The 26,013-nt window shown below is 36.6% G+C and carries 19 protein-coding genes and 1 pseudogene; 9 read left to right on the forward strand and 11 right to left on the reverse strand.

The features are described from left to right. Positions 1-33: 33 nt before the first annotated feature. The gene (locus ACMT7R_RS03570) at positions 34-888 is read left to right on the forward strand and encodes a hypothetical protein (protein ID WP_415310056.1); all 855 of its coding nucleotides are present in this window, start codon (positions 34-36) and stop codon (positions 886-888) included. Positions 889-1,059: 171 nt separating this feature from the next. On the opposite strand, the gene ACMT7R_RS03575 is transcribed toward ACMT7R_RS03570, so the two are convergent. Beyond that, a complete protein-coding gene (locus ACMT7R_RS03575) occupies positions 1,060-2,475 on the reverse strand; it encodes a hypothetical protein (RefSeq protein ID WP_415310057.1) in 1,416 nt (471 codons plus the stop codon). Between the two features lie 602 nt (positions 2,476-3,077). Here ACMT7R_RS03575 and msrA point away from each other — a divergent pair. The 3 genes from msrA (at position 3,078) to ACMT7R_RS03590 (ending at position 5,026) form a co-directional block, all read left to right on the forward strand. Further along, a complete protein-coding gene (msrA, locus tag ACMT7R_RS03580) occupies positions 3,078-3,578 on the forward strand; it encodes a peptide-methionine (S)-S-oxide reductase MsrA (RefSeq protein ID WP_415310058.1) in 501 nt (166 codons plus the stop codon). Positions 3,579-3,727: 149 nt separating this feature from the next. After that, the gene (locus tag ACMT7R_RS03585; RefSeq protein ID WP_415310059.1) at positions 3,728-4,507 is read left to right on the forward strand and encodes an SIR2 family NAD-dependent protein deacylase; all 780 of its coding nucleotides are present in this window, start codon (positions 3,728-3,730) and stop codon (positions 4,505-4,507) included. A 111-nt stretch (positions 4,508-4,618) separates the two neighbouring features. Then, positions 4,619-5,026, forward strand: a complete 408-nt coding sequence (locus tag ACMT7R_RS03590) for an ASCH domain-containing protein (protein WP_415310060.1) — start codon at positions 4,619-4,621, stop codon at positions 5,024-5,026. Between the two features lie 119 nt (positions 5,027-5,145). Here ACMT7R_RS03590 and ACMT7R_RS03595 read toward each other — a convergent pair whose 3' ends face one another. Continuing rightward, on the reverse strand, positions 5,146-7,476 hold the full coding sequence (locus ACMT7R_RS03595) for an aconitate hydratase (protein ID WP_415310061.1): 2,331 nt from the start codon (positions 7,474-7,476) through the stop codon (positions 5,146-5,148). 264 nt (positions 7,477-7,740) lie between these two features. Between ACMT7R_RS03595 and ACMT7R_RS03600 the strand changes: the two genes are divergently transcribed. Further along, positions 7,741-8,286: a universal stress protein gene (locus ACMT7R_RS03600; protein WP_415310062.1), complete on the forward strand. Its 546-nt coding sequence runs from the start codon at positions 7,741-7,743 to the stop codon at positions 8,284-8,286. A gap of 161 nt (positions 8,287-8,447) precedes the next feature. On the opposite strand, the gene ACMT7R_RS03605 is transcribed toward ACMT7R_RS03600, so the two are convergent. From ACMT7R_RS03605 to ACMT7R_RS03635, 7 genes and pseudogenes are all read right to left on the reverse strand, one after another. Continuing rightward, positions 8,448-10,973: a DNA topoisomerase gene (locus ACMT7R_RS03605; RefSeq protein WP_415310560.1), complete on the reverse strand. Its 2,526-nt coding sequence runs from the start codon at positions 10,971-10,973 to the stop codon at positions 8,448-8,450. Positions 10,974-11,109: 136 nt separating this feature from the next. Beyond that, positions 11,110-11,781: a hypothetical protein gene (locus tag ACMT7R_RS03610; protein WP_415310063.1), complete on the reverse strand. Its 672-nt coding sequence runs from the start codon at positions 11,779-11,781 to the stop codon at positions 11,110-11,112. Between the two features lie 195 nt (positions 11,782-11,976). Continuing rightward, on the reverse strand, positions 11,977-14,763 hold the full coding sequence (locus ACMT7R_RS03615; RefSeq protein WP_415310064.1) for a M1 family aminopeptidase: 2,787 nt from the start codon (positions 14,761-14,763) through the stop codon (positions 11,977-11,979). Between the two features lie 242 nt (positions 14,764-15,005). Further along, complete coding sequence (mntR, locus tag ACMT7R_RS03620; RefSeq protein WP_415310065.1) at positions 15,006-15,461, reverse strand: transcriptional regulator MntR; 456 nt, start codon at positions 15,459-15,461, stop codon at positions 15,006-15,008. 70 nt (positions 15,462-15,531) lie between these two features. Then, entirely contained in the window at positions 15,532-17,238 is a 1,707-nt protein-coding gene (locus ACMT7R_RS03625) for a ZIP family metal transporter (protein ID WP_415310066.1), read from the reverse strand. Positions 17,239-17,567: 329 nt separating this feature from the next. Continuing rightward, positions 17,568-18,530, reverse strand: a pseudogene (locus ACMT7R_RS03630) (multicopper oxidase domain-containing protein); the annotation flags it as partial. A gap of 358 nt (positions 18,531-18,888) precedes the next feature. Beyond that, complete coding sequence (locus tag ACMT7R_RS03635; RefSeq protein ID WP_415310067.1) at positions 18,889-19,833, reverse strand: hypothetical protein; 945 nt, start codon at positions 19,831-19,833, stop codon at positions 18,889-18,891. 236 nt (positions 19,834-20,069) lie between these two features. Here ACMT7R_RS03635 and ACMT7R_RS03640 point away from each other — a divergent pair, with 236 nt between their 5' ends. Next, positions 20,070-20,729 carry a helix-turn-helix transcriptional regulator gene (locus ACMT7R_RS03640; protein ID WP_415310068.1) on the forward strand — a complete coding sequence of 220 codons (660 nt, stop codon included), beginning with the start codon at positions 20,070-20,072 and terminating at the stop codon, positions 20,727-20,729. Positions 20,730-20,823: 94 nt separating this feature from the next. Then, positions 20,824-21,468 (forward strand): NADPH-dependent FMN reductase, encoded by a 645-nt coding sequence (locus ACMT7R_RS03645; RefSeq protein ID WP_415310069.1) that lies wholly within the window; start codon positions 20,824-20,826, stop codon positions 21,466-21,468. Positions 21,469-21,666: 198 nt separating this feature from the next. On the opposite strand, the gene pth2 is transcribed toward ACMT7R_RS03645, so the two are convergent. Beyond that, positions 21,667-22,026, reverse strand: a complete 360-nt coding sequence (gene pth2, locus ACMT7R_RS03650) for an aminoacyl-tRNA hydrolase (RefSeq protein WP_415310070.1) — start codon at positions 22,024-22,026, stop codon at positions 21,667-21,669. Between the two features lie 314 nt (positions 22,027-22,340). Here pth2 and ACMT7R_RS03655 point away from each other — a divergent pair, with 314 nt between their 5' ends. Then, on the forward strand, positions 22,341-22,817 hold the full coding sequence (locus ACMT7R_RS03655; RefSeq protein WP_415310071.1) for a universal stress protein: 477 nt from the start codon (positions 22,341-22,343) through the stop codon (positions 22,815-22,817). A 235-nt stretch (positions 22,818-23,052) separates the two neighbouring features. On the opposite strand, the gene ACMT7R_RS03660 is transcribed toward ACMT7R_RS03655, so the two are convergent. Further along, positions 23,053-23,868 carry a DUF421 domain-containing protein gene (locus ACMT7R_RS03660; RefSeq protein WP_415310562.1) on the reverse strand — a complete coding sequence of 272 codons (816 nt, stop codon included), beginning with the start codon at positions 23,866-23,868 and terminating at the stop codon, positions 23,053-23,055. Positions 23,869-24,177: 309 nt separating this feature from the next. Here ACMT7R_RS03660 and ACMT7R_RS03665 point away from each other — a divergent pair, with 309 nt between their 5' ends. Further along, positions 24,178-26,004, forward strand: a complete 1,827-nt coding sequence (locus ACMT7R_RS03665; RefSeq protein ID WP_415310072.1) for a hypothetical protein — start codon at positions 24,178-24,180, stop codon at positions 26,002-26,004. Positions 26,005-26,013: the final 9 nt, after the last annotated feature.

The following is a 26,013-nucleotide window of genomic DNA, read 5'->3' on the forward strand; positions in this document are numbered from 1 at the left end:
AAAGATAATGAAAATATACGATTCTCTAATAGCATGCTCAAAAGAAGCAGTAATGCTTATCAAACCTCTAGGATTTTGTCATTGATGCTAGGTTTTGCAGGCTTGTTAGCTTTTATGAGCAACCCCGTAGCCATCGCACAATTAAATACAATGACAGGCGACTCAAGCCTGGGTCTAGATAAAAATGTAGGAGCGGATACAGAAAACACGTTAAGCAGCGAAATAAACAACAGCTCAGGTACCAATGCAACTTCTGATTCAGGTCCAGGCATACGAAATTTATCGCTACAATCATTTTCTAGTTTTGTAGATGAGATTAATAGCAAAGTTAGATCAGAATCATCAGGCAACAGCTCTGTATCAAATATGACTTCATCTACTCCTGCTTCTTCTTCAATTTCAAATCAATCTTTAGATCAGCGATCAAGTCCATCAAAGCTACTAAACCTTAAAGAAATTGTAATTCAAAACACCACGATGTCCATTCCTGCTCCAGTCAGACATCCCGGACAACCAACTCACGAAGTGGTATTTGCTTTGCCCCTCAGAAATGATGGACACATATGGACAGGAACCGTTACTTTTACTGCGAGCAAGCCCATTGAAGTAGAGGTTCTCCATACTTACACACCCTCTACAATACCTGATTCTGTACATGGTGAGCCATATTATGCCGTCTTACCAGGAAATAATAGTATTGCTATTACCCATCTCAGGCATATCGTAGATGTTCCTATTGAGATCAATGGTACAGGAATAAGTTCAGGTACTTTGAATTTTGCAGGAAACGCCCTAGTGTTTCATAAAACTACTGGAGAACCCTTTACAGTAACATATACTATCGATGCAGTTTCAAAGGAGTTAACAAAGTTAGACAGAGACAATTAATTAATTAATTACGTCGAGTGGTTTTTGCCCTTCTTTTTTTTCTAGAAACAAGAAAGCCATAAACCTGATTTATTTAGACAAATCTCTTTTGTAACTACCTTTATCGATATTATCAATGAAGGTGGTATTCATATGAACTCTTCATACATTACAAGGAAGCAAATAAATGCTCTAATTTTTATTTAACTGATTTTGAAAATCCTCATTTACTCTATGGTCTTTAGGATCCAAAATAATGGATTGCAATGACGCAAGACGGGTCTCTATATTATCGGTCCGTACATATGTAAATCCAGATCCTTGATTGACTGTTTCAATGAAACCTGCCTTGTCTTCTATTCCTTCATAAGCTTGTAGCTTTGACACATTATTTAATGTCCAATACAGAATTTCTTTGCCCGTACCAGGATCAATATATGTTTGTATTACTCTGTTGTTTTCGCTTGTTAGGAATGTTTTAATCTTTAGCGTAACATTCGTTTTATTAATCAGATCATTCAAGTAGTAGTTATCGCTTTTATTGTCGTTGGAATGGAAAACAAAATCCGAGCCTGATAGATTCTTTACATCGTTCATTGTTAGTTTGACGTATTTTCCATCATCTCTATAATCAAGAATATAGGGGTTACTATCTTTTGAAACATCAAACACTACCCCGATCCCTCTTCTTTCGTTATCAGGTGCATCAGAATTATGAAAACCTGTATTAAACATCATCTCAATATACGTTTCATTTTCATAATTGTCTTCTGGTTCCTCAAAATAATCCAAGATGTTTCCTTTCCAGATTATCATTTGGTTTTTTGCAGCAGTCATGTCTAGACTACCATTTAGACTTTTTCTTTCAATTTCAATTCTAGGAGAGTTGATATCATTTAAATGACCCTGTGAGTGTTCGGCAAGATCTAAATTAACTTCCAGGGTTCTATTTGGATTTAGAGGATCCGCAAGTTGATATGAATATTGTTTTCCAAACCTAGTATCGACTACTAGTAGTCCATCCTCATCAAAGATTTCATTGTCTAGAATATCTTCGCTGCGAGGATCATAAATTCTTATTTTACTGTCTGAATTATTATTATTATTATTATTAGGATGAGAGCGAAGAAATGAGGCCTCTGTTTTATTCAGCCCATCATTATCGTCATCGCCCTCACCTTCCTCGTCAATATTATTCTGAGATTCTGATTCCGTAAATCTACACATAATTTCGTTTACCTCGAGCCGATCAGTGGAACAATCAAACGGATAAACTATTTTAAGGAACGGACATGAGCTCGTTATAGTATCATTATCATTATTTTGAATACCGCTTCCAGGAGTAATATCAAAAGTCGAATTCCCATTACCGAATGTGCTATTAATTTGATTGATGGGATGATCGTTATTATTTCTGTAAAACTCTGAGCAATTATCAACACCTGTTGTATTAATTAAAACGAAATTCTTATCTGTTAGATGACTCGCAGTTTGGCCATTCACCACTTCGACCTTGCCTTGAAATTTTAATAATCCGAAATTAGCAGATAATAGTACCAATATAACTATGGACATCAATAGGATTGGGCCAGCGAGTCGAGTTACCATTTTTTTATATAGGGTAAATAGCATTGGTATATAAGTGGATAGTTAAAAAGAAAGATAACATTTATATTTTGAATGTGATGCTGCAAATAACTTTAAGAGTGAACGTTACTGTTTTCTGCATAATTGTGACTAATGTCTTTTTACTAACTTAATACCATATTAAGGAGATTGATATTTATACTAGAAAACTAAAACTAATGTAGGATCTCAATTCCTATAACTATGCTAATGCGGAATAACTGTGGTAATAGTGTCTTAAATTTAAGAGTAACAGCAATTCTTATTTTTATGAAAATGCAGTATGAGATAGTGATTTGTAATTTAGAAAATCAGATAATGTGAATCAATAATTTATTTGATGGTCACTTTTGTTCTTTGCAAGAATGATTTATCTCATTTTGTACTATTGGGTGGTTGGTATGTTGCAAAAATTAAAGCCTTATTTGGACTTGATCATACGATGAATATCTACCCCGGCTACTAATTGACATATTTGCTATATTTTTGATACTAAAGTAACCTTTGAGGGCATATTAGAGGCAATAGGTGACTGGCCAAATTCTATACGTAAGTCTAATAAGGTGTTAATTTGTTCAATTCATATGAACAACTCTGCAGAAAATTCAGATGATTTGGAAGTTGTCACGTTAGCCAGTGGATGTTTTTGGTGTACAGAGGCAGTTTTTAAGCGAGTTAATGGCGTTATTTCAGCAGTTTCCGGATATTCTGGTGGCCCAGTAGATAATCCATCTTATGATCAAGTTTGTTCAGGGAGAACTGGTCATGCAGAAGCTGTCCAGGTAAAGTTTGATCCTAAAATTATATCACTTGAACAGATCCTTGAAATATTTTGGTACACTCACGACCCCACAACCTTAAATCGTCAAGGAAATGACGTAGGCACACAGTATAGATCTGCGGTATTTTACAATTCCCAAAGTCAAAAAGATATTGCTTTGAAAATAAAAAACGATCTTGAAAGTAAAAAAGTATACCAAAATCCAATAGTGACTGAGATAACACCCTTTAAGAATTTCTATCAGGCTGAAGAGTATCATAAGGACTATTATGATAATAATAAAACAGTTCCTTATTGCAGCTGATGTGATTGATCCAAAGATAAGCAAATTATTGACAAAGTTTTCTTCTAGTTTAAAGGGCGAATATCTTAAACATTAATCCTTTTGGGATACCGATATTATTCCAAAGTCTTGGGATGCATTTAAAAGTATCAGTAGATCATACCTGTACATTGGAATGGGAAAAAGAGGAGTTTGATGTACGGTCCAATGATTTAGCACAAATCCAACGAATTATAAAAGACGCACGCAACGTGGTTTTTTTTACAGGAGCAGGAATTTCTAAGGAAAGTGGCATTCCTACTTTCAGGGATAAGGACGGGTTGTGGAAAAAATACGATCCTAGCAAACTTGCTTCTCTTTCAGCTTTTAAATCAAATCCACAATTAGTATGGGACTTTTTTTATTCACGCCAGAGGCTCGTATGCGGAGCCCAATTTAATGATGGTCACAAAACTATAGCAACTCTGGAGACAAGGGAGTTTGAAAGCTGCTGGGTTATTACCCAAAATATAGATAGGCTTCATCAAAGAGCAGGGTCTTTGAATGTTATAGAACTCCATGGAAATATTTTTGGACTAGTCTGCTTGCAATGCGAAATTGAAGAGCAGTATGATCATCAGACCTTTTTTGAGAATTTTAATGAGGAGCGAATTCCTCATTGCAAGAACTGTAGTAATATTTTGAAACCAAGTGTAGTGCTTTTTGAGGAACCTTTACCAACACTAGAATGGCAAAAGGCTATAACATTATCTTCTAATTGTGATGTAATGTTTGTTGTCGGATCATCTCTGAATGTTTCGCCAGCTAACATGTTACCTTACTATGCTCTGAAAAATAACGCAACTGTAATTGAGATCAATCCAAACCCGACTGAAATGTCGCGCCTAATGGATTTTTCCATCCGGTCAAGTGCATCTTTGGTTCTTCCAAAAATTTTTGATATACCCTGAACCGTCTTATTGATTATCTTGAATACCAAGAATGTAGTTATAATAACCGGCGATTTCGATATCCAAATGGTTACAAATCAGGACCACCTTAAGAAATTGACTGGATAAGCATTGAAGTGTCTTTCTCTAAAGCAGCCTTATGCATATTTATTAGCCAGCGGGAAAAAGACCATTGAGATTCGCAAGTGGAATACCAAGTACAGGGGTGAATTCTTAATTCACGCTTCAAAAACCATGAATGATGAAGCTTGTTATGTTCTAAACATAGAGAGACATCTCCTTGTAAAAGGTGAGATAATAGGTAAGGGCTTTTTGTATGATGTAAAGACTTATGACACTTGTGAGGATTTTAAAAGAGACTGGGATAAACATTTTTCAATAGAAAAAAGCAACAGCAGTCCTTCTTCCTTATCATCTTCCAAATTTAAGAGATACGGATTCTTGGTAAAAGATACAATATTATTTAGTAATTCAATACCATTCATTGGTAAATTAGGAATGTTTGAAGTTGAATTGTGACTGTCAATAATATTGAACGTTGATTAACCAGAAAAGTGGTATCAGAATATACTTGCAAAAAAAGTTATTGCTTGATGCCAAACCCTGTACCTTTTTATCTTTTGCTGGCTAAATTTCTTTTATTTTTCACTAGCTCGTAAAATATTAAGTGCAGAGCCAGCCTTAAACCACTTTAGCTGTGAATCATTGTATGAATGAACTAATTGGATTTGTTCCTCAGAGCCGTCACTATGATACAAGATAGCGGTTACCACTCCCTTGGGACGCAGGTTCTGCAAATCAAGAATACTAATCCTATCGTCTTCCCTAATTTTATCATAGTCCATTTGATCGACAAATGTTAAGGCGAGAATACCTTGCTTTTTCAAATTTGTTTCATGAATCCTTGCAAAGCTCTTGGCAATAACCGCAGCGCATCCAAGATACCGTGGTGTCATGGCAGCGTGTTCGCGACTGCTACCTTCGCCATAGTTTTTATCTCCTATGATGATCCACTGCGTTCCGCTTTTTTTATACTCTCTAGCGATATGGGAAAATGTTTCAATGTTGTTGTTTAGTTGATTCAAGCCTTTGCCAACCTCCCCTTCTCTGAATGAGTTTACTGCGCCAAGTAACAGGTTGTCGCTTAATCTGTCTAAATGTCCTCTGTACATTAACCAGGGCCCTGCAGGAGAAATATGATCGGTGGTACATTTGCCCTTTACTTTTGCTAATATGGGTAACTTGCTAAAGTCGTTACCATCCCATTCTGAAAATGGTTGTAGCATTTGAAGCCTCTGGCTATCCTTATCGATTCTTACTAATACTTCATCGGGATTCTCAGCAGGAGGAACATAGATATTTACGGTATCTTTGAACCCTAAAGGTGGTACCTCTGGGGCAATCCTTGGCGGAGATAATCTAAACTTTGTACCATCTTTTGCTATTAGTTCATCTTTTAAGGGATTAAAAGAAAGTCGCCCGCCTAACGCAAGTGCGATAACAATTTCTGGACTACCAATAAAGTTCATTGTCTCTCTCCTGCCGTCATTTCTGCCTGGAAAGTTTCTGTTGTAGGAAGTTACAATTGTATTTGGCTCTCCCTTTTTTATTTCAGGTCTATTCCACTGCCCTATGCAGGGACCACAAGCATTGGCCAGAACATTGGCACCAATCTCTCGAAGTAACTGAATTTGTCCGTCTCTTTCAATCGTCTCTCTAATCATTTCAGAGCCGGGGGTAACCTGGAGAGGTGATTTTGTTTTAACACCTTTTTCAATAGCCTGTTTGGCAATATCGGCAGCGCGTGACATATCCTCATATGAAGAGTTAGTGCAACTTCCAATTAACGAAACTGAAATTGTGTCCAGGTAGTTATTTTTTTGCAAGTCTTCTGCCATCTTTGAAATGGGTCTTGCCAGGTCGGGTGTATGAGGACCTACTATATACGGCTCAAGTTCATCGAGATTAATTTCAATTAGCTGGTCAAAGTATTTGGTTGCATTTTCTCTATTTTGAGCAATTTCTTCTTCGATTATCAAATCCTGTACCAACCATTCTTTGTTGTTGTTAGCTAGGTCGGCCAATTCGCTACGGCCAGTAGATTTGAGATACTCTTCCATCTTTTTATCGTAAGAAAAGACCGAACATGTAGCACCTATCTCGGCTCCCATGTTTGTAATTGTTGCTTTTCCAGTGCAGCTCACATTCCGAGCACCAGGTCCAAAATATTCTATTATTGCATTTGTCCCACCTGATACCGTGAGCTTGGATGCAACATACAAAATGATGTCTTTAGGAGAGGTCCATCCGTTTAGTTTACCAGTCAAGTATACTCCGATTCTTTTGGGATACAAGACTTCCCATGCAAGTCCGGCCATAACCTCAGCAGCATCCAGACCGCCAACTCCAATTGCGAGCATTCCTAATCCGCCTGCGTTTGGTGTGTGCGAATCAGTTCCTATCATCAAGCCACCTGGAAAAGCATAATTTTCTAAAACTACTTGATGGATAATTCCTGCACCAGGCTTCCAAAAACCAATCCCATACTTTCGAGATGCAGATTCTAAAAATTGATAAACCTCATTATTTTCATATATTGCTGCTTTAGTATCTGATTCGCTGCCAACCCTTGCCTGAATCAAGTGATCACAATGTACAGTTGTAGGAACCTTTACTTGTTTTATACCAGATTGCATGAACTGCAATATTGTAGTCTGGCCGGTTACATCTTGAAGAGCAACCCTATCAGGATTTAAGAGAATATATCCGTTGCCAGGGGTCAGCTGGTTAAATTCAGAAAAGTTGGTAGATTCATCTAGATGGCCTATTAAAATTTTCTCAGTTAGAGTAAGTGGTTTGTTTGATATTTGTTTAAATTTAAGAATATTTTGGGTCAATTTTTCATATTTTTTAGAAACCAATTCTTGGGTAGTAATTTTTCCTTTTACGCTGTTTAGCTGATTGGTCATAAACTATATTCTCTAATCCGCATATCCGATATTTATCGATAATGAAAGCACTGAGCCTTGACTCGATTTCACTAGCAGGTGTCTAACTACTCATACCTATAGGCTCATTGACTTTTCTATCTGATTATTCTTGCTGGCTCTCAGAGATAGCAAAGGTAAGATGACTGCATCATAGATGTGTTTACAAGTTCTTAATAGATCAGAAGTAGATTTAAGAAAGAAAATCACATAGTTAAAATTACATTTAATTTTAACAAGGGCCTGATGTTTTCCAAGATTCTAGTTGCCTTCGATGGTTCAAAACCCTCTTTGGATGCAGTTGAGAGTGCCATGGAAATAGGCAAAAAATACAATTCTTCATTAATTATTCTACACGTACTAGATAGTTACAAGTATCCATATCTACTATCCTCTGTTATACTCGCCCCAACATTTGGATCGGAAAAATTTGAAAAGGAAAGAGAAGAATTCGATAAATTAATGAAATCACTGAAGGAAAAATATCTATCAGTAAAGAGTGCAGAAGATGTAAAAAGGGACGATAATGCGACGACAGATGTGGCTGATTTATCTGATTCGACATATTCGGCCAATGCTAAATCTAATAATAGAAATGGGTTATTTGAGACTGCGATAGTTGAAGCTGAAACCTCCACTGCTTCGACCATAGTCGATTATGCAGAATCCAAAAATGTGGATTTACTGGTTATTGGAAGCAAGGGACGAACGGGTCTCAAAAAAATGTTAGTTGGTAGCACGGCCACTGAAGTGGTAAAGTATGCTCATTGTCCTGTCATAGTCGTTAGGTAACAAAGTTGATTCTAAATTTCGGAGATTCAACAGGTAAACCTTTCTAACCAAATAATTCGATTGATAGACTGTATTTATACTATAGCATCATTAAAGTTTAACATATGTAAAAGGGGGGGGGGAGCAGCATGCTTCCAGTCATATTATCATTATCATTACTATTATTTTCTACTGTCATTTTCCTTTTTTGATGGACAGTCTCTGTTTAGACACAATTTCCACTGGTACCTTTTTCCCGCATTCACCCCGCTGGCCAAGATAACAGGCCATTTACACCGATCGCAATTTTTGCCTGTCCCTTTGACCACACCCTTTAGGGGTAACGAAGCAGTTGTACTGCACTTGTCTGTAGAATAAGTGGAACATCCCGCAAACCTTTTTTTGGTTTTAGCAGAATTTTTTACTATCAAATCTCCTCTTAGACATATAGGACACTTCCCCAGTGTGATTATTCTTGGACTTTTTGACTCAGGATAAAGGGTTTGAGAATCGGTGTTTAATGATGCTGATATCTCTTTACTAATCTCATCCTGATTTTTTGCAAAGGATTCTAAACCCTTTTTTACCATGGTTTGGGCGTGTCGGATAACAGAGTCACTGCTACTTTCTCCTGACTCGATATTTGACAGACGCTCTTCCATTGTTCGGGTGAGACCTGTTGAAACAACAATTGGAACATGCTTCTGCATGGACCTTATTAGCGAAATTCCCAGTTGTGTTGGACGTATAGCCGAACTTCTGAATGAAACCCCATCCCCATCTGAATTAGACTCTGATACAATTTGAGATTTATCAAACTTTCTTAGGTTCTCGCTTGATTTTGATAGCTGGGAATCACCGGAGGTATATTCATTACCACGTGGAGAAAAATTGTAAATATAATTTCTTTTATATAGTGTATTAATTATTTCAGATCTGGTCGCCTTTGTTCCAATCTTTTCTTTTTCCATTTTTTGAAGCAAGGTTGACTGATTATATCTGGACGGAGGTTGGGTATTTTTTTCCAAGATTTCTATATGAATATTTCTTAGTTTGTCGTTTATTTTTAAAATAGCGAGGAAAGATTCACCTGTGGCAAAACTAGAGTAGTCAAAATATGGATCGTAAAATTCGATCCATCCTTTGGAGAGAATCTTTTTTTCCGCAGACTTGAAAATGTACTTTTCTTTTACGGTAACGTTAATTGATGTCTGGCTTGCCTCTGCCTCCGTACCGAATGTGGAAAGAAACCTTCTGATTACAAGGTCAAAAAGTTTTGCTTCAGGTTGTTCTAGACCCTTTTTTGGTCTTTCTCCGGTTGGATAAATGGCAGGGTGAGCAGGATCATCTTGCTTTCCTTCATTTGGATTTAAATTTACGGATTTTTTTAGTAGCCTTTGACATATCTCGTGCACTGAAAGCCTTTGTTGCAAGTGACCACTACTACTACTGTCATCTTCTGTTTTCCAGGCTTGGGATGCTTTATTTTCATAACTTGAAAGATTGTTGATGATATTTTTGTAATCGATATTGGGCGGAAGTTTTTGACTTGAAGTTCTTGGATACGATATCAACGCTGCCAAGTACAACTTTTCAGCCAAAGAAAGTGTATAACTAGGGGTGAATCTGAAAACCCTAAAGGCCTCTTTTTGCAGATCACCCAAATTAAAGGGGTTTGGGGGCTTTATAATGTTTTTAAAAGTCCTTGCGAAAGTTACTACACCTTCTTGATCCTTGCATTCCTTTCTAACTGTCATTGCAAGATCTTTAGATTCTATTTTTTGAGGAAAATAAAGAGTCCGAATCAAATTTACATTTTGACCATCTTTTTTGAGATTTTTATCGAAAGGTCTTCTTTTTTCTTCACCATCTCTAAGATCATCTTCCCCTCCTTCCCTTCCTTTTCTGACAAAATCAGCAACTATATTCCAATAGGGTATCGGTACATGTCTTGAGATTTCGTTCTCTCTATCAACCACAAATGCGAGTGTAGGGCCCTGCACTCGACCGATCGACAAAGGAACAAATTTTTTTCCTTTGCTTTGATCAGGTTGGTACTTTCTTATGGAATTGGTTAGGACACGTGAAAAATTAATTCCATAAATAAAATCTATCATGTGTCTTGTAATTCCAGCATCCTTTAAACTGTAATTGGGGGGTAACAAATTCTCAAACGACCCTGATATTTCCTCATCGGTCATGGTTGAGAATTTGGCCCTTTTTGACACATCATATTTCTTGTTACAGGCAAACTGCAAAATATTATACCCTATTACCTCTCCTTCTTGGTCATAATCGCAGGCGTGAATGAAACCGGTAGCACCTTTAGAAACTTCTGAAATTTCTCTCAATAATTTTTCAATCTTGTATTTCAGAAACTTTGAATTTGAATATCTGTTACTCCGATTAGATGATAACGGAAGCCATACTGGATCAAAAACAGGAAAAGGTTTACTACTGCTACTTTCTTTTGAATCTGCTAATCCATACAAGTGACCAAGGGCATGACAGATAATATAGCAATGTCCTTTTTTATCAATTGCTGGCAAAAGTGACGAGCCTGACTTGAGTAAATATTGAAATCCTTTTTTGAAGCCCACTTCGTCGGGTCTACTTTGGTCTGATCTAGATGAATTTAGTGCCTGAAATATCCTTTTTGCTGCTGAGGGTTTCTCACAGATTACAACTGTATATTTGTGTTTATAGATAACATCTTTATGTTATGGAAATAAATTAATCGTTTGCATGTGATACCTAGACAACTATCGCAGGTTGTTCTATACCTTACAAAAAATTATTAAGAGACTTTGGAAGGTGGACTCTTGATTATGGTGTGTAATTCATCTAACCCCATTTCCATACCTTGGTCAGTCCGTTTCCAAATGGATCGACTGTTTTCTTATAAATTCCAAGGACGTTGTTGAACTCGGAGTAGTCATTTTCACCTAAATTACCTTGTGAGCTCGTTTGATTATCACTTGTATTGGCAGAACCATGATAAGGTAAACTAAACATAATAATACCACTGTCTGAAAAACTGCCATCTGGATTATAATATCCAATAGATTGGGATTTATATGTAATAACTTGTCCGGTTGCGGTCAAAATAATAGCCTGGCCATTTGAGTGCACTGCTCCATCTGAACCCATTTTATCGACTACTGTTCCGATTGTCTGAGTTGGAGAGCCGCTTATTGTACTGTTTCCATTGTAGGATACTTCGACTGAAGGAAGATTATCAACATTTAAGACACGCATATAGGTAGACTTGGTATTTTCGACATAAAATGGCTGACCCAAAGTTTCTGCAATATCGGATTCATTACCAGTTACTGAATCCAATATCGTTGTACTGGTCAAAGATGTTGAGCCTGACGTTAAATTATCATTTTGGGCCAATACAACTAAAGTACTGGGATCAACTGAAAAATCTAAAATGATTGCTAATCCGGTTGCTAAGATGGTGCTTAGAATCAGATATTGAAATTTTTCGTTAACTAGTGTATTAAAGATCATTATAGAAAAATTGAATGTGAAAAATATAAACATTTAACCTTGTTCGCAAACCATACAAGATTTGAAAGACGATTTCACGGCGAAATGTTGGTTCAAATATAGGGATTTTGTGGCTTCATCTTGTGGTAGGCTGTTGAACAAGATATGAGTAGAAGTGACGCTAATTGTGCTCCAAACCGTCATCATATTCCCAAGTTATTTCTCATCAATGAGAAGTGGGCTGCTGGACCAACTATGAATCCATTCTCTGATGTGGTTCGCGCTTGTCTCGGCCCTTCTTCTTACAAACCCATCCAAGTCCTCTCTTGCTATTTCTACAAGTATTTGAATCGATTCATACGTTATCTTGTCTGGATATTTAGTAAACTTTGCATCTTTATCCGAGAGTGCTTCGCAAGCATTCATTTTGATTTTTCTTCTCTCATCTTTTAGCAAGTCTTTCAATCTGCAAAATACCTTAAGATTCATATCCAAGATTTCAGAGTCTGCTGGGTCTATTTTGTTAGTTAAGAATTTTCCCAAAAGTTTAGATGATTTTGCCCTTATAAAATAGTCTTTTGATGCTGATGTATTTTGTAGAAGGAAGTTAGCAACTTCCAGATAGATTTTTTTATTATCATGATGATTAAAATAACTACATAATTCAGCTAGACCATCTAAAGCCCCTGTTGCGATCATACTCTGAAATGAGTATGAATTATCTATGATTTCTTGCAAAATAAAACTAATTCTTTCTTTATCTTGGCCAGAACCTTTTTTACAACTTTTACCCAAAGCGGTAGCAGCAGCAGACTTTATAAAGTCACTTTCTATACTCGCGTCCTTTAGTATAGACTCTAGCAAAGTTATCGAATCCCATCTCTCAAATAATCCTATATTTTTTAATACGCTTCTTTGTATGTGGTTGTTTAAACCAGTGAACTTTTTCTGTTCACTAGATATGCTTAACAAAGCTCGGTAAGCTTTATCTGATTTTGAGAAATTATTTTTATCCCTGTACGAGCCTAAAGTGTTGGCTACTTCTTTACTGACTCCATAAAACTTGTCGTTTAGAACTATGTCCTGTAGGATCTCAACAATCTCTTCAGAGAAAACATCTTTAAGCATCCTAGCAGCCTGAATTCTTTCAATCACTGTATCTCCACTCTTTAATTGATTTAACAATAGGTTTTTTAATTGAAATTCCTCTGTTTCGTCATTTACTTTTAGGGTTTTTATAGTCTTTAAAATCTTGAACTGGGGGTCAACGGATACATACAAAATTGAAGAGTTACCATCGAACTCAACCAAACTTTCAGAGCTCCATTGGGATATATTCATTAAATGAAGAATTTCCTTTTTATTTCCAAAGCCGTCTTGGGAAACTATTTTTAATTCGAGTCCAAACTTATATGGAGGTAAGAATTCTTGGTGGTTGTCAACTTGATATTGTTGTGATTGGATCACTTTTATATTTAGTTTATTGGTCTGTTCATTCGCTTTTGTCTCACTTGAGGGAGGGAGTAGTGTATACTCGATTTCAATTTCTGGATGTCCTTTCCTATAAATCCATTGATCAAAAAAAGTTTGGACCTTAATTCCTGAAACCTCTTCTATTGTTTGGAGCAAATCATTTGAACTTGCGCTTGAGTTTTGGTAACGATCCAAATACTGTTTTAAGGATTTCTTAAAATTATCTTCGCCCAAAAAATTTCTTAACATATGCAGGATAAATCCCGCCTTTTCATAAGCATGAGCATCAAAGAGCTCATCTGGATGTTTGTACAGATTTGTGACAATGGGTCTGACATAGTATTCATTTGCTTCTTCAAAATAAACATCGGTAGCTTCTATAAGGCTAAGATGAAATTCTTCAACTCCTCTAGAGTTTTCTAGATAAAGTGATTCGCAATAAGTTGCGAATCCTTCATTTAGCCATATATGTTGCCACCCCTCACACGTTACTAGATCCCCAAACCATTGATGTGCCAATTCATGCACAATTAACAACAAATCATTCTTATAATCAAGGGACGTTTTTTTATCATGAAGCACCCTCCTTGTGAATGTCGTACAGCTTAGATTTTCCATTCCGCCAAATTCAAAGTTATCGACGGCTACCTGCGTGTATTTGTCAAAGGGATACTCTGTGTCAAAATATTTTTCAAAAAATTTGATCATCTGTGGAGTTTCAGAAAATGTGAGCATTGCATTATCTTCTAGAATTTCTTCTGGCCAATAATATTCTAGGGGAATATTTTGATACATCGTTTCGCTTTTAGAAAACTTGCCAATGACCACGGAAACAAGATAGGCAGGTAAGGGATTTTTCTCAATGTATTTCCAAGTAGCTTTTTGGTTTTTGTCGTCTAATACTTTGGAAACAAGTTTTCCGTTTGAAAGTACATCAAATTCTATTGGTGCAGCAATTTCTATTTCAAAGCAGAATTTTGCATTAGGTGAATCGACGCATGGAAACCAATACTTGGCATCGGTAGTTTCTCCTTGAGTCCATACTTGGTATGCCTCGGGTCTGTCATCTCGGTCTTTTTTCACCATGAAATGGAAGCCGTTTTTTGGGGCTCGAATGTCATACCCCGCTACACCGTCGTTGTCATTTTCCTTGAAAAATCCTGCAGAGTAAGTAATGCAAATCTCTGCGCTACTTCCCACTGTCGCGCTTTCAGCAAGTTTGATGGACAATTTCTTTTCGTTTTCTTCTAATTCAAAGCCTGAAATTTTGACATTAGGGGAAGAGACATTCAATATTTTTAGCTCTGCAATATCTAATTCTACTTTGCTTGTATCTCTTTGAAATTTGATGTTTAGAATTTGGATACACTCACTGAGGGTGCTTTTTTGAAAATCCGGGAAAATTTTTAGTGACATTTGATCAATTCTATAGGGGTATAAGGGAATTTCATGAAGCCGACTTCCGGGGAATTCAAATCTATTACGAGCAAAATTGCTATCTTTGCACTTTAGATTGTCAGTCTTATTCAACCTCGTGTCCTCCTCCTCTCTTCCTCCTCCCCATCCTCTACCTTCTTCTCCTTCTTCTTCTTGTTGGCCAGTTTCATTTTGAATACTTGTTGTATATGCTATCTTTCAATTAGAAATAAGTTTGTTGATCAGCCTATCATCGCTTTTGCAGGGTCTATAGTATTTTTAACAGATTTTTGGACTAGTTTCCCGTATTATCCTATCCACAGCCAAGGTTAAAAAGTAGTGTAATCTCGTGGAAATTAGCTTCTATATTCGTTAACGGTTCCAAGAAACTTTTCAAGCTTTTCTAAGGTTTCTGCATGCAAATGATGTTCAATGCCTTCTGCATCCTGTATGGCAATATCCTCACTAACACCTATAATTTTAAAAAACTCGGTCAAAAGTTTGTGTCTTTTCTTTATATTCTCTGCCACAGCTTTTCCTTGATTCGTTAATCGTATCCCTCTATATTTTTCATATTCTAAATAACCTTTGAGATCCAATCTGCGCATCATTTTTGTAACACTGGGAGCTGATACGTTGAGGCATTCAGTAATGTCAACACTTGTGGCGTAACCCTTTTGTTGGACGAGTTCATAAATTATCTCCAAGTAATCCTCCATTCTGTCAGTGCGTTCCTTTCTTTGGAAACTATTGACTCTTTTTATGGAATCTATATTGGACGTTTCCCGAGTTGGAAGTGGGTAATTTGACATTAGTACTGATATACCTTCTTTAAATTATCAATGGTTTGCAGGCCGTATAATAAAAGAATTTTGGATGTCATTATACAAATAACCCCGTTAAATACATTATAAGCATTCCCAGAATAAAGCCTGAAATAATTGATAGGCCTGAATTGGTCATTGTTGATTCTTGAATACCCGCGGTGTTTGTCTGAGTAGTGTTATTGGAATTTTGAACGCTATTTTCAGAACTAAAAGCTGTTCGATTGGGCGTTGACTGCTTAAATGATTTTGACATCCAAACAATCAATGAATATACAACCTGGAATATAGCTCCTGCTCCTATTGCTAAGAAGACTACCGAGGCCAGAGGGGAATAAATGAACCCGCCTATCCATGTTCCTAGGATGGTTGGTATTCCTGCGATTAAGCCCAGCAGTACTAGCCGTCTTAACATTAATTTTCCTGACTTGGCAAGTGGAGCAACTATGGCTAGTCCCTCGGTAGTATTGTGAATAGTAAAGCCGATGATAAGAAATGTGCTCAACGCGATCTCACCCAAAAGGACGGCCGCACCAATTGCCAGGCCTTCGCCAAAATTATGAAGTCCTATTCCTATTGCTACCATAAGAGAGATTGCCAAGGGTTTCAGAATGCTGTTGGGGCTATTACTACTACTGTTACCTTCGTTGTGGAAAGTACCTAAAATGCGTGGTTTTTCTTCATCACTCTGGACAGGAGATACAATGCCCTTATTTCCGGCTAAATAATTTGATTCTTTGTCTGGAACTGCTATTGATTTTATTAGTCCTTCGTCGCCAGTTTGGTCTCTAGATCTGGGTCTAAGCTTGGATTTGTTCGAATTGACACTGTCAGGAATGTTTTTAGATTCGGCTCTCTTGACAAAATACTCTGACAAGAAAAATAATCCCAAGAAAGTTGCAATGATTACCACAGGAATCAACATTTGACCGTTAAATACTGGGGCTAAGCTCGTTGTTGCAATTTCATTGCCTTCTAGGAAAGCTTCAATTCCTAAAAATATTAAGAGGCCAGCCGTCAAGCTAAGAAAGAAATTGTATTGATTCCTGGTTATTTTTCTCATAAAAGGATACCAAGCGAGCCCAATCAGAACTGGAATAACTCCTACAAATATACCCAATATTGCAAATATTGATACCTGGTTAATGTTTGGAACAGGTGCTGGTGCTGCTGCTTCTACAGTATTGCTGAATCGGGTTCCGTCAGAAGTTGTTATCCCAACTTCATAAGGTTCAGCTGGGTTCCAAAAGAAGGGAATGATTACTTTCGCATCTCCGAGTCTAGGAAGGGTCTGTGAGGGTTCAATTGCTGCTGAGTGTATCCTGTCATTAATATCTGCTTGCGAAATTGTTACAGTCTCTGGACCAGTGTTACGGATATATGCGACTATTTGATTTTCATGAAACTCAATCTTTTCTATTGTTATCTCAGGAAGGGGGGTTCCGCCTGTTATTAAATCTTGACCGAAAGGGCTAGTGAGAAAATATATCATTGCTGACAAAACAACTAATGGTATAATTGCAAGACCAATTGACACAAATTTCTTGTTTTTCCTTTTTTGAAAAATGTGATCTCCTGGAGTAATGATTTTTTCAGTATCTCCTAGAGAACCTTGTAAATTTAATTTGTCCGCCGGCCTTGGAATGGAACCATTAATTGAATCTGTACAGCGTTCTGTAGTCTTGCTAGAGTCCTTTGCAACTCCCATACCACTATCGGAAATTTCTTTATTTTCGTCTGCTGTTAAATCTTTTTTGATTTTCATTGTTACATCCCTCCGTTAATATAATTAGTTTTGTTACTAATTGGCGAAATGGTATGCAAATTACTGTTAGTATTTGATCCGATATAATCCTTGTTGGAATTATAATTGCTTGTATAAACTTGGGATGGAGTAGAATTCTCATCTGTCCCATCTATGGTGTTATTCTTGCTTGGTTCAATCTTGGTGGTGGTGGAATTGACTTGTGGATTTGGACTATAAGTCGAATTAGTACTATTAATTTCAAAGTACGGAGAGGAAGACGAGGTGGAAGAAGAGGTAGAAGACTGCATATCCTCATGCATTAAATGACTGTTAACATTACTACTACTGCTGTTTGTGTAGTTATCTAGAACCCTGAAGAGTCCCATCCAACCCTTTTCTGCAAACTCAGTTTTGTGAGCGTGAAACATATAGTCTCCAGGATACTTGTACTTGAATTCCAGTATTCCTCTTTCTCCTTGACTCATGGTTACTATGTCATTTAGCTCGACCGGAATCTTACTGGTTCCACTAGGATAATAATTAAACATGTTTGCATGCAAGTGGAAGTTATTTATGGGATCAAATTCTAACATGTTTACTAGGTATACTCTTACCATTTCATCCTTGTTGATTTCAATGGGCTTGTACATGTAGTAATAGGGTATTCCATTTACAGTGTAGAAATTATTCTCTGTATCAAAGTCAGTATCGTATCCATTCATTACCATAACCATTTCATCTGCAACTGGTCTCTGTATTTTTGGATCTATGATCATTACACCATAAAGTCCATGTGTTATATGTTCCTCAAGGGGGGTCATGTGACAATGATATGGGAATACTCCGTACGGTTCGGCTGTAAATTCATATGTAAACTTGCCTTTGGGACCTATCATCTCGAATACTCCATCCATTTCAGCAGGATGTATTCCATGGGTGTGAAGTGAATGAGGTTTTGAGCCATTGTTGATAAAATTAATCTTTATCTTGTCTCCTTCTGTTGCCCTTATAGTTGGACCTGGGATAGTTCCATTGAATGTCCAAACATTATAAAAAACCCCTGGCGATACTTCCTTAATCTCTGAATCAGATGCGATCAGTGTAAATTCTCTTAAGGAAGTACCATTTGGATACGTCGTCACATGGCCGTAATTAAAATCGCGGAGATACTCCTCTGGATCAACTACGGCATTTTTTGAATTGCCTGGTACAGTAATTGGGTCTAAAACGTCCCCACCAGTTTTAATAACGGGGTAACCTGGAGTGTGACCCCCAACTAACTTGGCAGTTTCAGAAGAATTTTGAGCCATTGTATTGACGTCTGAAGGCCATGGATTATGAACATAACTAGTTACAAGCACAGTTACTACGGAAATCAAAATAATAATTGAGGTAAGTGGCCAAGCTAGCCGCCTTGAATATTGCACAATCTATATTCATTAACCAAATTAATAAATGTTAGCCTAGGTTAAGTTATTGAGAGGGATATAACATTATTTGGATGTGGAAAGATAAAATAAATGGTTAAACTGCTAAAATACGATTACCAAAAAAGTGACTTGCTAAAACATGTTAAGCGTCTATCAAACTTCGCACTCTTGTAACTAGAATGCACATAAAGTAATGATCTTTAGCTGTTTGGTTGTGTGATTTTCTGTTCTAAACTGATTATGCAGGGTTAATTTCTCTAATACTTAGGTTCTTAAAATCAAAAGCTAAATTATCTGCTCTGAATGTGGCAATAGGGCCTGAATTGGTGATCACATAATCTTTGCTCTTTCCGCAGTTTGCACTATTGAAAACTTCATCCGAACTATTCGCAAACCACCCACCTTCGTCAGTTACCTCGTTTACCTTCACCCATTCATTGGTATTGTTAACATCGACATATGATTCCATTTTAACACCTGTGTTGTTATTGATATTGTACATAACGACCTTCCATCCAATCCAATGATTTAGCAATGGTGATTCAAAAGCAGTCGTTGTACCTTTAGAATCTGTATATCCACCAGTATGCCAAATCTCTTTTTTCCATGATGCTTGTCTTTTGAGAACGTCAATTCCACCATTTAATGCTGTACCTTCACAAGGGTTATCACTACTATGTTCCCCGCCACGCGCTCTCATTGTCAAGTCGGGAACTAAAGTACCTTCATTGCCATTCCCATTACCTTCTTGCTCTTGGCCTGGTGAATTAGGGTCGTAAATAGATCTAATTTTGAAGTAGCCAGTCATCTCAATATCTCTCCAAGGCTCTTCTCCCTGGGGTGTGATTACATTCATTCGTATTTGAGTATCATTAATTAGCCATGCTTCGTTATCTATTGCGCTCCTGAGAATAGGTACCTCTGATGACATAGAAAATGTGTCGTCTTCTTTGGGATTTTGCATATTAATGAACCACTCTCGGCCGCCCTCTTTGGTTGGATAAATTTCATTTACACCAAATTGATCTTGTCCTTCGGGAGTCGTTATTCTTTGCGGTTCTATTGACGTTTGTTCTTTTTCCTGTTGTCCCATGAAAAATCCATTAAAATAGAAAAATAATAAAATAATCGTAACAATAGCTAAAGCTATAATAACTCCTAACTGTGGTTTTGTTACGTTCAACTCTATTACAATTTAATACGTACCTTTTTTAAACTTTCATTGGAATAGGGGTAATTTTTAATTTTAATTTGAAATCCAATTTTATCTCTATATTCTAATAAGATTTTAGATATTTGTTTAGGTTATTCATGGATATATAAGCAATATGTTACCTCCTATTGCCGAGAATTCATTAAAACAATTGATAAACATTATTGTTTATAAATCCTATATGATATGGATGTAATGTAGCAGACATGAATCTTGACTCAGAATATCTTAATCAATCGGATCCTAAACGAAGATTATTATATATTCTAAAGATTCTTGGGAGTGCTGGCCTAGAGGATTTATCTAAGAGGATGAAAATTTCCAGAATGGGTGTGCACAAGCATTTGACAGATTTGCAGGACCGTGGTTTAGTTCAAAGCTCAGAGGTTAGAAGAGGTGTTGGTAGGCCAATAATGTGCTATTCGTTGACCAACAGCGGTAAATCTATTTTTCCAAAGGCTTATGGCCAAATAGCTACCTTTGCGCTTGACTATATAGAAAAAAATCTAGGAAAACTTGCAGTTGAGGCTGTTTTAAGAGAGAGACAAAGCGAATTGCTAGAAAAGTATCATCAGATTTTGAAGAATCTCGATTTCGAAGAGAAGGTAAAGAGTCTCGCTAGGTTGAGAGATGAGGAAGGTTATATTGCCGAATCAAAAAAAACAGGCAAGAAAACCGATAGTCATATCTTGTTAGAATACAATTGTCCTATAATTATGATCGCTGAAAAACACTGGGAGGCGTGTTCAATAGAAACAGAGCTATTTGAAAAAGTGTTAGACGCCGAAATAAAAGCTACTCATAGGGCCGCAAAAGGCGATTCTATCTGCAAATTTAGTATAAAACAGAAAAAATCTGATCTCTGATCAAGTCGTTAACTTTGTTAATAACATACACAATTGAGAATTTATATAATTTGTAAACTGATATGTTTATAAATTAATTAAACTAATCATTTATGTGAACAAGAATTATTCTATTATTAAATTTAATGATGGTGAAGTTAGCGAGCAAACTGGGCTCCACGTATTGGGAGTAGGTTCAAGCATGAGAAAAGAATCGTACGGAACTGAAACATTAAGAATCGTTTTATCCAAGGTTAATCAAAACGGTGGAAAAGCCAAATTATTAAACCTGTTTGATAATCCTTTACCCATATACTCTCCGGAAACCGATAACGACAACCCCTTCATAAAGGAAGCTACTAAAATGGTCAGTTGGGCCGACGCCTTCATTTTTGCTACACCGGATTACCACGGATCTATGGCAGGTTCACTGAAAAATTTTATGGATTATTTCTGGTCTGAATTTGCTGGCAAAACGTTTGGTTATCTTTGTTCGTCTCATGAAAAGGGGTTAACTGTTATGGATCAAATGAGAACAGCAATAAGACAATGTTATGGATGGAGTTTACCTTATGGAATATCTATAAACTCTAGTACTGACTTTAACGAAAAGCGTCAATTAATAAACAAACAATTGATTAAAAGATTAGATAGCTATGCTAGAGATTTGGTTGTTTATGGGACTTTGATAAACAGTCAATTTAAAAAGGATTTGAATTCTACCATAGAAAATTCTTATGCAGTTCATTATAGAAAATAGAGGTGGTTGATTTTGCAAAATCCACATTTTGATTTTTACAAATCAATTCTCAGGCAGCATTGTACGTAGATTCATCATTTTGTGCTGGAATCAATCTACCTTTATAAAGTATCTAGATTTCAGTTAATTCCCTGGGCAGCAAGAATAGAATATTACCGATTAATCATTTACATTTCGTCGTAATAATCAGTCCAAAAATCATAAAAGTTTGAGATGTCCTGTTAACTTGTCAAGTTTTGCCGATGAGTCTGGACCAAACCCGCAACAGGTCATTGTATTTGGTTCAATCTGGGTTTTGCCTGCGTCTCTAATAATAGTAGTAACGATACCATATGCCTGAGCCTTCTTAATTATTTCTACAAGTTCGCTTTCTGATTGTACTTTTAGAATCGCCTTTTTTTGGTTGCCATATCTAATCCAATTTGCTACCCGATTTGGATTTTCCCAGACAACGGAGCTGCAAGCATGTCCTACTTGACCAGCAATTTTTCCAACTCCCATTCCTAAATCTTTTCTCACTACTACCACGAATTTTATATCATCATCAGCATTTTTCAATATAATAAAAGGACCTGTAGAGAATTATTTAATCTAACGAATTTATCGACAAGTAATATGATAAATCGTGTTTCGTATTGGTTCAAACGGTGGTATCAAAAGAAATTATGAATCAGATACGGATTTCAATAGCCCGACAATTTCCCTCCCTAAACTTTTTCTCTTTGGAACAAGAGTAAGACCCGCATGCAGTATTTTTGCCTAGTAAAAAAATGTTGTTAAATTAAATCAATCGTCCTTAATGATTTAATGATTCAAAATGGTGAGAATATGGCCCCACTTTCTTTTTATATCAATCAATTCTTAAACCAAACATGGCTACAAATGCGGCTTACCAAAATAGGAAAATTTCTAATATCTTGGTTGCCATTGACGGATCTGAACATTCATTTAAAGCAGCGGAATATGCATTAGAACTGGCAAAATTGTATGGTTCTAGATTATTTGCAGTAACTGTTACTTACATACCAACTCAAGACAAGTTGACTCAAAAACAGGTAATAGGAAAGGGTCTGGTTGAAGATGAATCGGCAGCAGGTACCAAAGACTCTGAAACATGGTTTGATAATTTTGTACAAAACGCTGCATCCATGGGAGTCGACTTGAAACCTGAGCTTATTAACAGTACAAGACCTGTCGATTATGTAATACTGGAATTTGCAGAGGAACAGAATGTAGACTTGATTGTAGTTGGTACTAAAGGAAGGACTGGATTCAAAAAATTACTCTTAGGAAGTACTGCCACATCAGTTGTTACCTATGCCCACTGTCCTGTCTTGGTTGTTAAATAGTTTATACAAATATTTTATTTCATTCATTTAATTTGGTTTCGCAGGTGTGATCCGATTGTGGTATGATGGCAAAATTTACATTTATTCATCAAAAAAAATTTATTCAACTATGGGTTCAGGTGGTTAATCATTCATCACTACCTTCTAGAAAAAGGGATGTATGATAACGATTCACATATCAAGTTAGAGTAATACGCAAATCAAATACTTTAGTGAACTTAATTCTTCTCCAAAGTCAATCTATATCCTTGTTTTTTTCTTTGTTTCTTAGTATAAAACTGATCTTTCCGTTTGGTTCCAGGCGTGCAAACTTAATTTCGCTTTCTCTTTCAATTCCGGCAAGTCGCATTTCTACTTCAAATTCTTCCTTATCCATTTTTGCTTTTTCTAGTCCTTTTTTGCTTACTTGTCCATAGTCCACCAAGAGAATAGGATGCGGTTCTACTGATTCTCTGAATCTCTTGCTTTTTAAAGTTAAGTAATCAATTATTTTGAAGAAAACAACAACTATTATAACAGCTACCATTGCCTGGGGGATAGATACTTCATTGTATATCATCGGGTCACCAATTGCTGATCCCAACCCTACTACAATCAACAGTCCAAATGGGGACAACTGTCCAATTCCTTTACCACCTAACCATTTGACTATAGCAAACACTAAAAGTGCTATTATTGTTGTTCTTACAAAAACAGATAACAAGGCAGAAGGATCAGGAAACAAAGCACTTGTTATCGGGTCCTCAGAAGTTGCCTGTGTCTGGCTCCCTTCTACCCCACCGCTCTCCTCACTATCGCTTCCTCCTCCTCCTCCTCCTCCTCCTGCTACTTCACCCGTCTCATTACCGCCACCCGATTGCTCAGCTACCTCATTACTGCCTGTCTGTTGACCAATCTGATAATCTCCATTTAGGTTACTTTCTTGGTTTATTACCAAATTGGATGTTAGAAAAGACAAATTATTGTTTAAATGATAAACCTGGTATCCAAAAAACAAGACTACTAATGCCAAACATACGACAGTGAATGTAAGAATCCTAATACTGTTCATCAATACAACAAACTTCATTTTATGTCTGTGTTAAAGTTAGTGTCTAAATAGTTGATGTGCAAGATCAATATCTAATTTAGTAGACAAATTAAGCTAAGAATCTTGAGAAAAATTATCCGCTACATTTTTTCTAAAGGGACTTTCCTTAAGAATAAGAATTCATATTCTCTTAAAGCGTTTTCTCCAATCTTTTAATGACAAAATACGAAGAACAAAAACCTAATCCATTTTTCCCATTGCAATGGATATAAGAAATATAATCACAACGTTGGTTTCATTGTTATAAATTTTGTTCACAAAATAGATTACATGAATGATGTCAAATCAGCAGTTGGCTTGAGTTTTATTTCCGAAAAATTATCAAATACCATAGATAACTTTTGGATGGTTGTAAACCCTAATACCCTTCTTAACCCATTTGATTTTGTTAAAGTTGAAAATATTCATGATACTACTACCATAGGCATAGTCAAAGAAATCAGACGTATATTTTTAGATATGAATGCGTTACCAATTAAACAGTATCCTTTGGAATCAAAATTGGTTATAAATCAGCAAGATTCTCTTAACACGGGAATTACAGTTGCTAACGTTGACGTAATGGCCAATTTTCCTTCTGCTGAAAAAAAATCTCTCAATAAGCCCGGACGGATCGATTCAAAAAAAGCCGTAAAAAAAGTCAAATCACCTCCTATCAATATGCCTGTCCAAGAAGGCAAACTAATTTATTTTGCGAGCGAAAAGGAGGTGCGCATCGCCCTTGGAATCCCTCAAATGGAAAATCCAATTCCCGCTGGATTAATTACCATGACAAATAATACTAAGATACCTATCGACTTGGATGTTACCTACTTGTTTGGACCCGATACAACTCATGTAAATGCTACAGGCATATCAGGTAACATGAAAACTAGTTACTTGCTGTTTCTATTGCAAGTAATACATAACAAGCTTGACGATGAAGGAGTTTCAATAATCATGTTCAATACAAAAGAAAAAGATCTGTTGTACGTTGATAAAGATAGAGAAAAGGAGATTTCAGAAGAGGATCAGCAATTATTAGATTCTCTTCGTTTAGATTTGAAACCTTTTCGTAATGTTAAATATTTTCTGCCTCGTGGCAGAAATGGTAGACCAAATTCAGCACATGTACCGGAAAAAAATGTAACGACTTATTCTTACGAATTAGCCGATGTTTACGATAGACTAGACTTGCTTTTTTCTTCTGATTTTATGGTTGACACGCGACATAATATTGCGGCAATATTGAATTATATTTATGAAACATGGCCATTGTCGGTTGATACTGTGGATGCAACTGCTCCCAGACGATTAATGAATTGGACCGATCTTTCTAGTTTTGATGGTTATCCTGAAGAGATAATAACGCACAAATCTACACTATTAAAGTTTCAAGGAATGATACAACGATTTCGCAAACCTGCCAGCCTCTTTGTGGATAAAAAAGTGACTAGTACATATTTGGGTAATGAAATCAAGCGGTTGAAAAAAAATGAAGTGATGGTGATAGACATTGCCATGCTTTCTACACTGGAGGAACAGGCCTTTGTAGTAGGTGATGTTATGAAAACTATAGATGAAATGTATTCGATGGGAGAAGCTGACTCATATCCTTTGAATGCAAAAAGTGATCAAGAATCCGGTTCTATTATTTTGAGTGAGAATAGGGGAAAAAACAAGAAAAAACCAAAGTATATTGTAATCCTGCTCGATGAAGTTAATAGATTTCTTCCCCATCGAATTGCAAGTGGAAGCGGCATGGGGGGTAGTGGTAGCAGCTCTCTTGCAGGCAATAGTGGTAGTAGTGGCAGCCGGTCCACGGTAGGCGAAGAATTGTTTAAAACTCTAATAACTGGAAAGTCTAGACATTGCATCCTTTTTTCTGCTCAGCAATTTAAGAGTCAGATTGACCCTGGAATAAATGAAAATACTGGTCTTCATGTGCTTGCTAAACTGGGATTATCGGAACTGACAACAGGTTCATATTCTATGATAGATGATGTCACAAAGTCAGTCGTAAGCAAATTGCATAAAGGCGAATTTATACTGGTACATTCTGCTTTTAGGCATCCAATAAAAATAACAATTCCAAAACCAATGTTTAAAAAACCATGATACGTGCTC

It is taken from the genome of Candidatus Nitrosocosmicus sp. FF01 (assembly GCF_047711275.1).
Taxonomy (GTDB): Archaea; Thermoproteota; Nitrososphaeria; order Nitrososphaerales; family Nitrososphaeraceae; genus Nitrosocosmicus.

What these genes read in the sequence shown, in the direction of transcription:
- ACMT7R_RS03570 (WP_415310056.1), top strand. Translation starts at nt 34, where the DNA reads ATGCTCAAAAGAAGCAGTAATGCTTATCAAACCTCTAGGATTTTGTCA.
- ACMT7R_RS03575 (WP_415310057.1), bottom strand. Translation starts at nt 2,475, where the DNA reads ATGGTAACTCGACTCGCTGGCCCAATCCTATTGATGTCCATAGTTATA.
- msrA (WP_415310058.1), top strand. Translation starts at nt 3,078, where the DNA reads ATGAACAACTCTGCAGAAAATTCAGATGATTTGGAAGTTGTCACGTTA.
- ACMT7R_RS03595 (WP_415310061.1), bottom strand. Translation starts at nt 7,476, where the DNA reads ATGACCAATCAGCTAAACAGCGTAAAAGGAAAAATTACTACCCAAGAA.
- ACMT7R_RS03600 (WP_415310062.1), top strand. Translation starts at nt 7,741, where the DNA reads ATGTTTTCCAAGATTCTAGTTGCCTTCGATGGTTCAAAACCCTCTTTG.
- ACMT7R_RS03610 (WP_415310063.1), bottom strand. Translation starts at nt 11,781, where the DNA reads ATGATCTTTAATACACTAGTTAACGAAAAATTTCAATATCTGATTCTA.
- mntR (WP_415310065.1), bottom strand. Translation starts at nt 15,461, where the DNA reads ATGTCAAATTACCCACTTCCAACTCGGGAAACGTCCAATATAGATTCC.
- ACMT7R_RS03625 (WP_415310066.1), bottom strand. Translation starts at nt 17,238, where the DNA reads ATGAAAATCAAAAAAGATTTAACAGCAGACGAAAATAAAGAAATTTCC.
- ACMT7R_RS03640 (WP_415310068.1), top strand. Translation starts at nt 20,070, where the DNA reads ATGAATCTTGACTCAGAATATCTTAATCAATCGGATCCTAAACGAAGA.
- ACMT7R_RS03655 (WP_415310071.1), top strand. Translation starts at nt 22,341, where the DNA reads ATGGCTACAAATGCGGCTTACCAAAATAGGAAAATTTCTAATATCTTG.
- ACMT7R_RS03660 (WP_415310562.1), bottom strand. Translation starts at nt 23,868, where the DNA reads ATGAACAGTATTAGGATTCTTACATTCACTGTCGTATGTTTGGCATTA.
- ACMT7R_RS03665 (WP_415310072.1), top strand. Translation starts at nt 24,178, where the DNA reads ATGAATGATGTCAAATCAGCAGTTGGCTTGAGTTTTATTTCCGAAAAA.